The organism is Delftia sp. K82 (assembly GCF_002193035.1).
Lineage (GTDB): Bacteria > Pseudomonadota > Gammaproteobacteria > Burkholderiales > Burkholderiaceae_C > Comamonas > Comamonas acidovorans.
Genome location: NZ_MYFL01000001.1, coordinates 833964 through 847819, shown reverse-complemented (window position 1 = coordinate 847819; position 13856 = coordinate 833964). Strand labels below are relative to the sequence as shown.

Below are 13856 nucleotides of genomic sequence, written 5' to 3'. Positions count from 1 at the left end.
GGGCACGGCCGGATGGCCCCGCGAAGGCACAATACGCGGGTGTCCATTCCCCAATCGTTCATCCAGGAATTGCTCTCGCGCGTCGACGTGGTCGATATCGTGGGACGCTACGTGCAGCTCAGGAAGGGCGGCGCCAACTTCATGGGCCTGTGCCCGTTCCACAGCGAGAAGTCGCCCTCCTTCACCGTCAGTCCCAGCAAGCAGTTCTATCACTGCTTTGGCTGCGGAAAAAATGGCAACGCCATCGGCTTTCTGATGGACCATGCCGGCATGGGCTTCGTCGAAGCCGTGCAGGATCTTGCCGGCCAGGTCGGCCTGCAGGTGCCGCAGGACGACATCAGCCCCGCCGAGCGCGAGCGCCAGGCTGCGCAAAAGCAGAAACAGGCCACCCTCACCGACGTGCTGGAGAAGGCAGGCGACGCCTACCGCAAGCACCTCAAGGCATCGCCCCAGGCCATCGACTACCTCAAGCGCCGCGGCGTCTCGGGCGAGACCGCCAAGCGCTTCGGCCTGGGCTACGCGCCTGCGGGCTGGCGGTCGCTGGCCAGCGTGTTCCCGCAGTACGACGATCCGCAGCTCGAAGAATCGGGCCTGGTCATCGTTGGCGAGGGCGACGACAAGCGCTACGACCGCTTCCGCGACCGGCTGATGTTTCCCATCCGCAACGTCAAGGGCGAGTGCATCGGCTTCGGCGGCCGCGTCTTCGGCGACGAGAAGCCCAAATACCTGAATTCGCCCGAAACCCCGGTCTTTCACAAGGGGCGCGAGCTCTACGGCCTCTTCGAGGCCCGCACCGCCCTGCGCGACATGGGCTATGCGCTGGTCACCGAAGGCTATATGGACGTGGTGGCCCTGGCCCAGCTGGGCTTTGCCAACGCCGTCGCCACGCTGGGCACGGCCTGCACGCCCGACCACATTCACAAACTGTTTCGATTTACCGAAGCCGTCGTCTTCAGCTTCGACGGAGACGCGGCGGGCCGGCGCGCCGCGCGCAAGGCGCTCGATGCGGCCCTGCCCTATGCCAGCGACACGCGCAGCGTCAAATTCCTCTTCCTGCCCGCCGAGCATGACCCGGACAGCTTCATCCGCGAGTACGGCAGCGAAGCCTTTGCCCGCTACGTGGGCGACGCGCTGCCGCTGAGCCGCTTTCTCATCGAGGCGGCCAGCGAAGGCTGCGACCTGGGCCAGGCCGAAGGCCGTGCTCACATGGCCAGCAATGCCCGCCCCCTGTGGACGGCCCTGCCCGACGGCGCGCTCAAGCGCCAGCTGCTGGGCGAGATCGCCGAACTCGTGCAGCTGGATGCGCGCGATCTCTCGGACCTGTGGTCGCAGGAAGCCGCCCGCAGCGGCCCCGCACGGGGCTCCATGGCCGGTGGCGCCCACCATCCGGGCCAGGCCAGCCATGCACCGGCCGCGCCCGACTGGGGCCAGCCGGCCGAATACAACGCGCCTTCGGGCTGGCCCGAGCGGGCCAGCCAGGGCGGCGGCGCAGGCGGCTGGCGCGCAGGCGAGCCCGGGCGCGGCGGCAAAAAGCCCTGGCCTCGCAAGCCCTGGGACAAGAATGGCCGCAGCGACTTCAACCCGCCGCCCATGGGGCCGCGCGTAGCCCCTGCCACGCGCACGGACCAGGCGGCGCGCCTGCTCATGGCGCACATGGAGTTCATGGAAGAACTCACCCACGAGGACTTCGAGGCGCTGGCGCGCTGCGCCGCCGGGCACGGCGCGCTGTTCCGCTGGATGGAAGCACAGTTCCAGGAATCCGGCCCCCGGCCCTTCGCCGTGCTGCGCGAGCAGTTGCGCGGCCTGCCCCATGAAGTGCTGGCCGACAAGCTGATGAGCGGCCCCCACGCCCATCCCGAAGGCGAGCTGTCCGAGCTGCGCCGCGAGCTGCGCGGCGTGCTCAACCGCATCGTCATCGACCACATCAAGGCCCAGATCGACGAAGCCGTGCGCGACATGGCACGGGACCCCAGCGCCGCCCAGCGCTATCGCGATCTCTTTGCCCGACAGCAGGTCCTGGAAAACCAGATGCGCACTTCCTCTTGAAATCGAGGTAAGCAGATATAATTAGGGGCTATCGGCAAGAGCGACAGCAGCACCTCCGGACCGGGCCCCGTGAAGAACTCACGTGATTGCAGCAACTGCACGGCCCAATTTCCCGCAAGGACTGCACACCAAATGTTCGCCCAGACATCTTGCCTGGAACGTTTTTCGCTTCCCTGGCGGACCTAGTCCGTCCGCGCGTGCGCCTAGGCGGCGCTTGTTTGAGTTTCCCTTTGTGTGTGTTCGCTCCTGACCGTGAGGTGTTCATGCCCGTTTCAAAGTCCGTGAAGTCCAAGCAGGCCCCCGAAGCTCCAGCGAAGCCCAAGACTTCGACAACCTCTTCAGCCCCGGCCAAGGCCGGTGCCGGCAAAGCCGCTGCAGGACCGAAGAGCGCCGCATCTGCGGCCAAAGCAAAGAAAGATACCGACGTGGTAACCAAGTCCCAAGCCGAACTCAAAGCCATGGCCGACGAGCTGCTCGCCGCCGCGACCCCCAAGCGCGGCCGCAAGAAGGCAGCCGAAGGCGACGACGCCCCCGCCCAGACCGAAAAGAAGCCTGCCGCCGCCAAGAAGGCGCCGGCCAAGGCAGCCGCAAGCTCCACCGCCGCTGCCAAGACCCCCGCCAAGCGCGGCCGCAAGCCCAAGGCCAAGGAAGGCGACGACATCGATGATGCCGACCTGTCCGATATCGATGGCGACATCGACGGCGAAGGTGAAGGCGAGTCCGAGGTCGAGACCGAAGTGGAAGTCGAGGTCGAGACCACTTCGGCCCCGGCTGAAAAGGTCAAGCCCCTGCGCATGAAGATCAGCAAGGCCAAGGAACGCGCCTTGATGAAGGAATTCGGCCTGGACGAAACCGTCCTGACCGAAGAGGAAATGTCCACCCGCCGCCAGCGCCTGAAGGCGCTGATCAAGCTGGGCAAGACGCGCGGCTACCTGACGCACAGCGAAATCAACGACCACCTGCCCGACAAGCTGGTCGATGCCGAGACGCTGGAAGTCGTGATCTCCATGCTCAACGACATGGGCGTGGCCGTCTACGAGCAGACGCCCGATGCGGAAACCCTGCTGCTGAACAACACGGGCCAGTCCGCCACCACCGAAGAGGAAGCCGAGGAAGAGGCCGAAGCCGCCCTGTCCACGGTGGACTCCGAGTTCGGCCGCACCACCGACCCCGTGCGCATGTACATGCGCGAAATGGGCACGGTCGAGCTGCTGACGCGCGAAGGCGAAATCGAAATCGCCAAGCGCATCGAAGGCGGCCTGATGGACATGATGGAGGCCATCTCGGCCTCGCCTGCCACCATCGCCGAGATCCTGGCCATGTCCGAGGAAATCCGCGAAGGCAAGGTTGTCATCTCCACCATCGTCGACGGCTTCGTCAACGCCAATGAGAACGACGACTACGTGGCCGAAGAAGACTTCGACGAATACGACGAAGAGGACGACGACGACGGCAAGGGCGGCTCCAAGGCGCTGACCAAGAAGCTCGAAGAGCTCAAGAACGAGGCGCTGCGCCGCTTCGACGCCATGCGCGAGAACTTCGACAAGATGCACAAGGTGTACGACAAGGACGGCTACGGCACGCCCGTGTACATGAAGGTGCAGAAGGCCCTGACCGAAGAGCTGATGACCATCCGCTTCACGGCCAAGACCATCGAGAAGCTGTGCGACCTCGTGCGCGCCCAGGTGGATGACGTGCGCAAGAAGGAACGCGAGCTGCGCAAGATCATCGTGGACAAGTGCGGCATGCCGCAGGAGACCTTCATCGCCCAGTTCCCGCCCAACCTGCTGAACCTGCAGTGGGTGGTGCAGCAGGTCGCGGCCGGCAAGCCCTGGAGCAACGTGCTGGAGCGCAACATCCCGCCCGTGCAGGAGCTGCAGCAGAACCTGATCGACCTGCAATCGCGCGTGGTCGTGCCGCTGGACGAGCTCAAGCGCATCAACAAGCGCATGAACGATGGCGAGCGCGCCAGCCGTGACGCCAAGAAGGAGATGATCGAGGCCAACCTGCGCCTGGTGATCTCCATCGCCAAGAAGTACACGAACCGCGGCCTGCAGTTCCTGGATCTGATCCAGGAAGGCAACATCGGCCTGATGAAGGCGGTGGACAAGTTCGAATACCGTCGCGGCTACAAGTTCTCGACCTATGCCACGTGGTGGATCCGCCAGGCCATCACGCGCTCGATCGCCGACCAGGCGCGCACCATCCGTATCCCGGTGCACATGATCGAGACCATCAACAAGATGAACCGCATCTCGCGCCAGCATCTGCAGGAGTTCGGCTTCGAGCCCGATGCGTCCATCCTGGCGGCCAAGATGGAGATCCCCGAGGACAAGATCCGCAAGATCATGAAGATCGCCAAAGAGCCGATCTCCATGGAAACGCCGATCGGCGACGACGACGATTCGCACCTGGGCGACTTCATCGAGGACACCAACAACACCGCTCCCGTGGACGCCGCCATGCAGGCCGGCCTGCGCGACGTGGTCAAGGACATCCTCGACGGCCTCACCCCGCGCGAAGCCAAGGTGCTGCGCATGCGCTTCGGCATCGAAATGTCCACTGACCACACGCTGGAAGAAGTGGGCAAGCAGTTCGACGTCACGCGCGAACGCATCCGCCAGATCGAAGCCAAGGCCCTGCGCAAGCTCAAGCACCCGAGCCGCTCGGACAAGCTGCGCAGCTTCATCGACTCGCTGTAAGGCGCTGTGGATGCCGGCCTCCGGGCCGGCAACCGCCCCCTGGAAAGCCCCGCACTCCCCTGCGGGGCTTTTTGTTTGTGGCGGGCCATCTGCCGGGCAGGGCGACGGTGGCGCGATAGACTGCCGCCTTTGTCTGCACGGGCAACAGCATGGCTCTCGAAATCGAACGCAAATACCTGGTGGCCGACCCTGGCATCGTGGCAGGCCTGACCGGCGTGCGCATGGCGCAGGGATACATCGCCGACAACGGCATGTGGGTGCGGGTGCGCATCGCCGGAGACACCGGATTTCTCACGCTCAAGGGCCCGGCACGCGGCATGAGCCGCGCCGAATTCGAATACCAGATCCCGCTGGCCGATGCCGAGACGCTGCTGGCCCAGCACTGCGCACATGGCGCCATCGACAAGGTGCGCTACATCGTGCCGGTGGACGGCTTCGACTTCGAGGTCGATGTGTTCGAAGGCCCCCTGGCCGGCCTGGTCACGGCCGAGATCGAACTGGCGAGCGAGGATATCCAGCCGCCATCACCCGCCTGGCTGGGCGCGGAGGTTACCGCCGACCTGCGCTACAGCAATTCGCAACTGGCCAAGACCCGGCAGTTGCCTTCGCCGGCCCTGCTGCCGGGTTGACGCAGGACGGCCCTGTGGACGCCCCGGGGCTATAGGGACTGACTGCCGGGACTGACTGCCGGAACTGCCTGCGCTGTGCAGCGGTTCAGCCGCCGGCCCGGTCCAGGGCCATCGTCTGCACCCGCAGTTCGCAGCCCTCGCGCAGCGGCTGCAGCCCGCCCACAGGCCGAAAGCCATGCGCCAGGTACAGGCGCATGGCGGGAGAGTCGGCATCGGTCACACCCAGCCGCACACGCTGCATGCCCTTGTGCCAGGCCCAGGCGATGGCCTGCGCAAGCAGGGCCTGGCCCGCCCCCCGGCCACGCACGGCGGGATCGACCCACATCTGGAAAAGATCGGCCACGCCGGGCTCGGGGGCACACAGCTTGCACCAGACCAGGCCGCAGGCCTGGCCGCCGTTGACGGCGAAGAGCACCCTGTCCCTGCCCCCGGCAGCAGCGGCCTGCAGCCGTGCAGCCCAGTCCGCGTCAGCCCTTGCAGCCTCTGCCGCCCAGGTGCTGCCGAAGGCGTCGGGGGCATCGCGCAGGGCACGCAGGCGGATATCGCGGTACTGCGGCCATTCATGGGGATCAACGGGGCGGATGGAGATCATGGAGCCTTCTGCGTCAGGCAAAGGGGTTGGGAAAGAGAACCTCAGCCCCGGCCATGCCGGGCTGCGAGCACCGCCAGCATACGGAAGAAGGCGGCACCGATCTCCTCCTCACAGACGCAGGCGTATCCCAGCAGCAGGCCGCGCCGCTTGTGCGGGCCTGCGTAATAGCGCGACAGCGGCTTGACGAAGATGCCCGCCTGCCGGAGATCCTCGGCAAGCGCCACATCGTCGTCCTGGCCCGGCAGCTGCATCACGAAATGCAGACCTGCGCTGCTTTCCACCCAGGGCAGGTGGTCGGCGCCCAGGTAGCGCTCGATCAGGGACAGCAGCATGCGGCGGCGCTTGCCGTAGAGCAGGCGCATCTTGCGGATGTGGGCGGCGTAGTGGCCTTCGGTGATCAACTCGGCAATCACCTGCTGGGGCAGCTGGTGCCCCTCGCGGTACAGCTCGGAATGGATGCGCCGCAGGGGCTCGGCCAGGGCCGGTGGCAGCACCATGTAGCCCATGCGCAGCCCCGGATAGAGGGTTTTGCTGAAGGTGCCTATGTAGATCACGGGCGCACCTTCCTCCATGCCCTGCATGCTGGGCACGGGACTGCCGGAGAAGCGGAATTCGCTGTCGTAGTCGTCCTCCACGATCCAGGCGCCCACGCGGCGCGCATAGGCAATCAGCGCACGGCGCCGGGCCATGCTCATGACGGCACCCAAGGGATATTGGTGCGAGGGCGTGACGAAAATCAGCCGGGGCGCGGGCAGGCCTTCGGGCAGTTGCATGCCCTCCTCGTCCACGGGCACGCTGTGCAGGTGCAGCCCGTGCTGCATGCGCAGCACGTTGGCAATGCCCCAGTAGCCGGGCTCCTCCATCCACACGCAGTCGCCGGGATCGGCAAGGCTGCGCACCACCAGGTCGATGGCCTGGTGCACGCCTTCGGTGATCAGCACCTGGCCCGGCCCGCAGTCCACGGAGCGCGCCACGCGCAGGTGCTCGGCCAGGGCCTGCTTGAGCGCGTCCACGCCGCCGCGCGTGCCGTAGGTCAGCAGTTGCGGCCCGGCGTGGCGCAGCAGGCGGTTGTGGATGCGCGCATAGGTGGCGCGCGGAAATTCGGTCACGTCGGGCACGCCGGGCATGAAGGCGCCCCATTGCTGCTCGGAGGCCTGGGCCGTTTTCAGCAGGGCCTGCGCCTGTGCAGACAGGCCGCCGCCCGGTGCGGGCGCCGCGGCGGTGGCGCGGCGTGCGGGCGCACGCCCGCCGCTCAGCAGCAAGGCCGCAGGCAGGGTGTCCACCACATGCGTGCCCCGCCCCACCTGGCTGCGCACATAGCCCTCCACCTGCAGCTGCTCATAGGCGTGGTTGACGGTGTTGCGCGACACGCCCAGCTCGCGCGCCAGGTCACGCGAGGCAGGCAGACGGCTGCGCGGCAACAGGGCCCCGCTGTCTATGGCCTGGCGGATGGCCAGGTACAGGCCCCGGTTGAGATGGGTGCGGTCGCCGCCCAGCCCGCGCCAGTCCATCTGGAGGATGAGATCCGCGCACACGGAGGGTTTTGCCATGCCTGCCTTGGTGGAGTGAGGATAGAGGTGGAGGCGCGCTCAATTGGCACCACCATCTTTTCAAAAGATGGCTCCAGTCATGGAACCAATGGCCACTATAACGGGAAGCCTTGCATCCCCATCAACGGAGAACCCTCTCATGTCCAGCGCCACCGCCTCTTCCCCGAACCAGCAACTCCAGAACCGGCGCAACGCCGCCATGCCGCGCGGCGTGGGCGTGATGTGCGGCTTCCATGCCGTGCAGGCCGACAACGCCCTGCTGACCGATGCCGAGGGCCGGCAGTACATCGATTTCGCGGCCGGCATTGCCGTGCTCAACACGGGCCACCGCCATCCGCGCGTGGTCCAGGCCGTGCAGCAGCAACTGGAGCGCTTCACGCACACGGCCTTCCAGATCGTTCCCTACGAAAGCGCCATTGCGCTGGCCGAGCGCATCAATGCGCTGGCGCCCATCGACGGCCCGGCCAAGACCGCCTTCTTCACCACGGGCGCCGAGGCCGTGGAGAACGCCGTCAAGATCGCGCGCCATGCCACGGGCCGCTCGGCCGTGATCGCCTTCCAGGGCGCCTTCCATGGCCGCACCCAGCTGGGCATGGCACTGACGGGCAAGGTGGCGCCCTACAAGCAGGGCTTCGGCCCCATGCCGGGCGAAGTCTTCCACGCCCCCTTCCCCAGCGAGCAGGCGGGCGTGAGCGTGCAGCAGTCGCTGGACGCCATTGCCATGCTGCTCAAGACCTCGGTGGACCCGCAGCGCGTGGCCGCCATCATCGTGGAGCCCGTCCAGGGCGAAGGGGGCTTCCACCCCGTGCCTGCCGCCCTGTTCACCGGCCTGCGCCAGCTGTGCGACCAGCACGGCATGCTGCTGATCGCCGACGAGGTGCAGACCGGCTTCGCTCGCACGGGCAAGCTGTTCGCCATGGAGCACTACGGCGTGCAGCCCGACCTGATCACCATGGCCAAGAGCCTGGGCGGCGGCCTGCCGATCTCGGGCGTGGTGGGCCGCGCGGCCGTCATGGACGCGCCGCACCCCGGCGGCCTGGGCGGCACCTATGCCGCCAACCCCCTGGCCGTGGCCGCAGCCCATGCCGTGCTCGACGTGATCGATGAAGAACGGCTGTGCGAGCGCGCCCACGCGCTGGGCAACCAGCTGCGCGCGCGCCTGCAAGCCCTGCAGGCGCAGGATGCCGGCATTGCCGACGTGCGCGGCCTGGGCTCGATGCTGGCCGTGGAGTTCCGCCTTCCCGGCAGCGGCGAGCCCGACGCGCAGCGCGTGGCCGCCGTCGTCCGGCACGCGCAGGAGCAGGGCCTGCTGCTGCTGACCTGCGGCCTGTACGGCAACGCCATCCGCTTTCTCTATCCGCTGACGATTCCACAGCCGCTGTTCGCCAGGGCCCTGGACATCATCGACAGCGCCATCACCCAGAGCGCGTCCCAGCCAGTCGCCGCCTGAATCCCCATCCCAGCCACACCCTGCTGCACCATGAGTCTTTCACTGCAACGCCCCGATCTGTTCCGCCAGGCCTGCCTGCTCGCCGAGGGCTGGCGAGCCGTGGGCTCCGGCCCCGCCATCGACGTCTTCAACCCCGCCACGGGCGAGCGCCTGGGCCAGGTGCCTGCCCTGCAGGCCGGCGAGACCGAAGCCGCCATTGCCGCCGCACAGCGCGCCCTGCCCGCCTGGGCCGCGCTGACGGGCAAGCAGCGCGCAGGCATCCTGCGCCGCTGGTTCGACCTGATGCTGGCGCACCAGGACGATCTGGCGCGGCTGATGACCCTGGAGCAGGGCAAGCCCCTGGCCGAGGCACGCGGCGAGATCGCCTACGCGGCCTCCTTCATCGAATGGTTTGCCGAGGAAGGCAAGCGCGTGGACGGAGAACTGCTGCAGTCGCCCACGGCCGGCCAGCAGTTGCTCACGCTGCGCGAGCCCATTGGCGTGTGCGCCGCCATCACGCCCTGGAACTTCCCGGCCGCCATGATCACGCGCAAGGCCGGCCCGGCGCTGGCCGCCGGCTGCACCATGCTGGTCAAGCCGGCCGAAAGCACGCCCTTCACGGCCCTGGCCCTGGCCGTGCTGGCCGAGGAGGCCGGCATTCCAGCCGGCGTCTTCCAGGTGCTGACCGGCCACCCGCAGGACATCGGCCAGGCGCTGACGCAAAGCCCCGTGGTGCGCAAGCTCAGCTTCACGGGCTCCACGGCCACCGGGCGGCTGCTGATGCGCCAGTGCAGCGACACGGTCAAGAAGCTGTCGCTGGAGCTGGGCGGCAATGCACCGTTGATCGTGTTCGACGATGCCGATATCGACCAGGCCGTGGCCGGCATCCTGGCCTCCAAGTTCCGCAACGCGGGCCAGACCTGCGTATGCGCCAACCGCATCTATGTGCACGACCGCATCCATGACGAACTGGCCCGCCGCCTGGCGCGGGCCATGGCGGAGTTCAAGGTCGGCAACGGCCTGGAGCCCGGCGTGACGCATGGCCCGCTGATCAACGAGGCCGCCGTGCAGAAGGTGGAAAGCCATGTGGCCGACGCGCTGTCCAAGGGCGCACGCCTGCTGGCCGGTGGCAGGCGCCTGGTGCCGGGCCAGCTGTTCTTCGAGCCCACGCTGCTGGCCGATGTGAACGACAGCATGCGGGTCTGCGAGGAGGAAACCTTCGGCCCGCTGGCGCCGCTGTTCCGCTTCCATGACGAGGACGAAGTGGTGCGCCGCGCCAACGACACCATCTACGGCCTGGCCGCCTATCTGTTCACCAACGACAACCGCCGCATCTGGCGCGTATCGCGTGCGCTGGAGTACGGCATGGTGGGCATCAATACCGGCCTGATCTCCAACGAGGTCGCGCCCTTCGGCGGCGTCAAGCAGTCCGGCCTGGGCCGCGAGGGCTCGCGCCACGGCATCGAGGAATACCTGGAAACCAAGTACCTGTGCCTGCAGACGGCATGAGCACGGCCTGAAGTCCGCAGTGCCCCCCGGCAGGGAAGACAGCATGGGCCCTTGACGGCAGCCTGGCTAGACTGGGCGCCATCAAAGGCCTATCCGATTCGCACCATGGACGCTTCTTCCGCCAGCCCCTCCTCCCCCACCGCGCCACTGCGCATCGCCGTCATGGGCGCAGGCGCCGTGGGCTGCTATTTCGGCGCACTGCTGGCACGCGCCGGCCACCAGGTCACGCTGATTGGCCGTCCCGCCCATGTGCAGGCCGTGCAGCAGCATGGCCTGCGGCTGGAGACGGCGGCGCTGGACATCCAGGTGCCCATGCAGGCATCGACCGAGGCCAGCGCCGTGCGCGATGCCGATGTGGTGATGTTCTGCGTCAAGTCCACGGCCACCGAGGAAGCGGCCCGCGAGATGCAGCCGCACCTGGCGCCGGGCGTTCTGGTGCTGACCATGCAAAACGGCGTGGACAACGACGAGCGCGTGCGCGCCGTGCTGGGCCCGTCCGTTGCCGTGGCGGCCGCCGTGGTCTATGTGGCCACGGCCATGGCCGGTCCCGGCCATGTGCGCCACTTCGGGCGTGGCGAGCTGGTCATCGCGCCCTCTGCACTCAGCGAACAGGTGGCCCGGCAATTTGGTGCCGCGGGCATTGCCGTGCAGGTATCGCCCGATGTGCGCGGCGCGCTGTGGGCCAAGCTGGTGATCAACTGCGCCTACAACGCGCTGTCGGCGCTGTGCCAGCTGCCCTACGGCCCGCTGGTGCAGGCGCCCGGCGTGGCGCACGTGGTGGACGACGTGGTGGCCGAATGCCTGGCCGTGGCAAGGGCCGACGGCGTGGCCCTGCCCGGCGACGTGCCCGCTGCCGTGCGCGGCCTGCCGGCCACCATGCCGGGCCAGTTTTCGTCCACCGCCCAGGACCTGGCGCTGGGCAAGCCCAGCGAAATCGATCACCTGAACGGCTACGTGGTGCGGCGCGGCGAGGCCCTGGGCGTGCCCGTGCCGCTGAACCGCACGCTGCAGGTGCTGGTCAGGCTGGCCCCTTCACGCATGCAGGCCAGCCAGGCGCCCCGGAACCCGCCTCAGAACTCGTAGTTGGCGGACACCCACAGGCGGCGGCCTTCCTGGTTGTTCGCGTAGCGGTTGCCAAAGATCACGGTACCCTGGACCTGGCCCGGTACGTTGTAGGGCTGGTAGTCCACGAAATCCTTGTTGAACAGGTTGTAGATGGCCGCGTTGATGGTGAACTGCTTGCTCACGCGGTAGCTGCCGCCCAGGTGGAACTGGGTATAGGCCTTGTAGTTGCCCAGCGCGGCCTTGGCGGCCTGGGAGCTGGCGCTGGTGCCGGGGTCGCGGAAGCGCTCGCTGCGGTATTCGGCACGCAGCCACAGGTTCCACTGGGCACCCGGCTCCCAGTCCAGGCGGGCGTTGAGCGCATGCTTGGGCGTGTCGCTCAGCGGGTTGCCCCGGTTGGGGCCGCTCTTTTGCTCGCTCCTGGTGAAGGTGTAGTTGGCGCTGGCATTCCAGCCGCGCGCCAGCGGCATGCGCGCACTCAGCTCCAGGCCGCGCGTGACGGCCTCGTCCACGTTGATGGACTGGCCGAAGGCATCCACCAGCGGCCAGTCGCCGAAGCTCACGCAGCCGGGGCGGTTGGGCGCTGCCGCAAAGTCGCAGTTGATCAGGCCCGGGCCGCTGGTGATCTTGTCCTTGAACTCGTTGTTGAACACCGTGGCGCTGCCTGCAAAGCCCGTGGGGCTGTCGAAATAGACGCCCAGTTCGGTGGTGCGGCTGGTTTCGGGCTTGAGGTTGGGGCTGCCCACCAGCGGCAGGCGGCCCTGCTGGCCGAAGCCGTTGATGCCGGGCGCCAGCTGCTCCACGCGCGGCGTCTTGTAGCCGTTGCTGACGCCGCCCTTCACGGTCCACTGCGGCGCGGCATTCCACACGCCGTAGATGCGCGGGCTGAGCTTGCCGCCGAAGAGGCTGTGGCGGTCATAGCGCGCGCCCATGGTGAGCTTGAAGGCGTCGGTCAGGCTCCATTCGTCTTCGGCAAACAGGGCCTTCTGCGTGAAGGCGAACTTGTTCGGCGCCACGCCGTCCTTCATCTCGGCATCCCACCACTGGCCGCCCAGCGTGGTCAGGTGGGCACCCCAGGGCAGGACCAGCTTGCTGTCCAGTACCTTGCTTTCCACCTCCAGCGTGCGCGCGGCACCTGGCGTCGCGCCCGGGGTTCCCCGGGGAATGGTCCGGCCGATGGTCTCGGTCCTGTTGACCATGAAGCTGGTGTCCCAGGTTCCGAAGCCGTAGCGACCGGTATGGGCCAGCGTGAGCTGGTCACGGTTGTATTTCTGCTCGGGGCTGTAGCCCCCCGTGCCCAGCGTACCCAACTGGCCCTGCGAGTTGTCATAGGTCTGGCGGCCCGAGTCCAGGTCCAGCGTGATGTCGTGGTACCTGTTGGGCGTGAGCGCCAAGCGCAGGCCCAGGTTGTTGATCTCGGACTTGACGGGGTTGCCGCCCATGATGGGAACGGCTGGCTGGCCGTTGGCGCCCGCATAGGTGATGTCCGAAGCGGCCCGGCGCTGGGTGCTGCCGCGGATCGACAGGCCCAGCAGGTCCTCCTTGATGGGGCCGCTCAGGTAGAACTTGCCGGATTTGATGTCACCGAACTCCGACTCTTGCTGCAGCGTGTAGTCGGCGCTGACGCTGCCCGTCCAGGTCTTGCCGACCTTGCGGGTGATGATGTTGATCACGCCACCCATGGCGTCGGAGCCGTAGAGCGTGGACATGGGGCCGCGGATGACCTCGATGCGCTCGATGGCGCCGATGGGCGGCATGAAGCTGGTCTGCGTCTCGCCAAAGCCGTTGGGCGTGACGTTGCCGGCCGAGTTCTGGCGGCGCCCGTCGATCAGCACCAGCGTGTAGTCGCTGGGCATGCCACGGATGCTGATGTTCAGGCCGCCGGTCTTGCCTGCTGGGGCGCCCACGTCGATGCCCTCCACGCTTTCCAGCGCGTCGGTCAGGCTGCCGAAGCGGCCCTTGGCCAGTTCCTCACGCGGGATGACGGTGATGGAGGCCGGTGCCTCCTTGATGTCCTGCTCGAAACCCGAGGCGGAGACCACGACTTCGCGCAGCTCCGTGGCGGGCGCGGCATTGCCTGTTGCCGTCTGTGCAGAGACGGCACCCGAAGCGCAGACGGCAGCCACCACAAGGGCCAGATGGGAAGGACGCGACGGAAGAACTCCGCGCAGATCGCGATACGACATGCAAACACTCCAGAAACGGAAAACGGGCTGTGGGGCCCGTGCAACTCGCTTTGAAATGATTGGTTATGCGATGGGATGGGGATATGTAACGAAATTATATGAACATTGAGAATAATTTCCATTCTCATGATCACAATAGGATTTATCTGTC

At 67.2% G+C, this 13856-nt stretch carries 9 protein-coding genes; 6 read left to right on the top strand and 3 right to left on the bottom strand.

What is annotated here, in order from left to right; translation table 11 throughout:
- Positions 1-12: 12 nt before the first annotated feature.
- The 3 genes from dnaG to KDK82_RS03725 all read left to right on the top strand — a co-directional run bounded on the left by dnaG (position 13) and on the right by KDK82_RS03725 (position 5377).
- Positions 13-2046: a DNA primase gene (gene dnaG, locus KDK82_RS03735; protein WP_088164048.1), complete on the top strand. Its 2034-nt coding sequence runs from the start codon at positions 13-15 to the stop codon at positions 2044-2046.
- A 263-nt stretch (positions 2047-2309) separates the two neighbouring features.
- The gene (gene rpoD, locus KDK82_RS03730; protein ID WP_088165427.1) at positions 2310-4748 is read left to right on the top strand and encodes an RNA polymerase sigma factor RpoD; all 2439 of its coding nucleotides are present in this window, start codon (positions 2310-2312) and stop codon (positions 4746-4748) included.
- Between the two features lie 149 nt (positions 4749-4897).
- Positions 4898-5377: a CYTH domain-containing protein gene (locus KDK82_RS03725; protein ID WP_088164047.1), complete on the top strand. Its 480-nt coding sequence runs from the start codon at positions 4898-4900 to the stop codon at positions 5375-5377.
- Positions 5378-5462: 85 nt separating this feature from the next.
- Here the strand turns inward: KDK82_RS03725 and KDK82_RS03720 are convergent, their stop codons facing one another.
- Together KDK82_RS03720 and KDK82_RS03715 are read right to left on the bottom strand one after the other, a co-directional pair.
- On the bottom strand, positions 5463-5969 hold the full coding sequence (locus KDK82_RS03720; protein WP_088164046.1) for a GNAT family N-acetyltransferase: 507 nt from the start codon (positions 5967-5969) through the stop codon (positions 5463-5465).
- 41 nt (positions 5970-6010) lie between these two features.
- Positions 6011-7519, bottom strand: coding sequence for a PLP-dependent aminotransferase family protein (locus KDK82_RS03715; RefSeq protein ID WP_043819137.1), 1509 nt, complete (start codon positions 7517-7519; stop codon positions 6011-6013).
- A 139-nt stretch (positions 7520-7658) separates the two neighbouring features.
- On the opposite strand from KDK82_RS03715, the gene gabT reads away from it, so the two are divergent.
- The 3 genes from gabT to KDK82_RS03700 all read left to right on the top strand — a co-directional run bounded on the left by gabT (position 7659) and on the right by KDK82_RS03700 (position 11540).
- Positions 7659-8969, top strand: a complete 1311-nt coding sequence (gene gabT / locus KDK82_RS03710; RefSeq protein ID WP_013801148.1) for a 4-aminobutyrate--2-oxoglutarate transaminase — start codon at positions 7659-7661, stop codon at positions 8967-8969.
- 30 nt (positions 8970-8999) lie between these two features.
- Complete coding sequence (locus KDK82_RS03705) at positions 9000-10457, top strand: NAD-dependent succinate-semialdehyde dehydrogenase (protein WP_088164045.1); 1458 nt, start codon at positions 9000-9002, stop codon at positions 10455-10457.
- A gap of 105 nt (positions 10458-10562) precedes the next feature.
- A complete protein-coding gene (locus KDK82_RS03700) occupies positions 10563-11540 on the top strand; it encodes a ketopantoate reductase family protein (protein WP_088164044.1) in 978 nt (325 codons plus the stop codon).
- Here the strand turns inward: KDK82_RS03700 and KDK82_RS03695 are convergent.
- A complete protein-coding gene (locus KDK82_RS03695) occupies positions 11528-13705 on the bottom strand; it encodes a TonB-dependent receptor (protein ID WP_088164043.1) in 2178 nt (725 codons plus the stop codon). The two genes, KDK82_RS03700 and KDK82_RS03695, sit on opposite strands and share 13 nt — an antisense overlap.
- Between the last annotated feature and the right edge of the window lie 151 nt (positions 13706-13856).

What these genes read in the sequence shown, in the direction of transcription:
- gabT (WP_013801148.1), top strand. Translation starts at nt 7,659, where the DNA reads ATGTCCAGCGCCACCGCCTCTTCCCCGAACCAGCAACTCCAGAACCGG.
- KDK82_RS03715 (WP_043819137.1), bottom strand. Translation starts at nt 7,519, where the DNA reads ATGGCAAAACCCTCCGTGTGCGCGGATCTCATCCTCCAGATGGACTGG.
- KDK82_RS03695 (WP_088164043.1), bottom strand. Translation starts at nt 13,705, where the DNA reads ATGTCGTATCGCGATCTGCGCGGAGTTCTTCCGTCGCGTCCTTCCCAT.
- KDK82_RS03725 (WP_088164047.1), top strand. Translation starts at nt 4,898, where the DNA reads ATGGCTCTCGAAATCGAACGCAAATACCTGGTGGCCGACCCTGGCATC.
- dnaG (WP_088164048.1), top strand. Translation starts at nt 13, where the DNA reads ATGGCCCCGCGAAGGCACAATACGCGGGTGTCCATTCCCCAATCGTTC.
- KDK82_RS03700 (WP_088164044.1), top strand. Translation starts at nt 10,563, where the DNA reads ATGGACGCTTCTTCCGCCAGCCCCTCCTCCCCCACCGCGCCACTGCGC.
- rpoD (WP_088165427.1), top strand. Translation starts at nt 2,310, where the DNA reads ATGCCCGTTTCAAAGTCCGTGAAGTCCAAGCAGGCCCCCGAAGCTCCA.
- KDK82_RS03705 (WP_088164045.1), top strand. Translation starts at nt 9,000, where the DNA reads ATGAGTCTTTCACTGCAACGCCCCGATCTGTTCCGCCAGGCCTGCCTG.
- KDK82_RS03720 (WP_088164046.1), bottom strand. Translation starts at nt 5,969, where the DNA reads ATGATCTCCATCCGCCCCGTTGATCCCCATGAATGGCCGCAGTACCGC.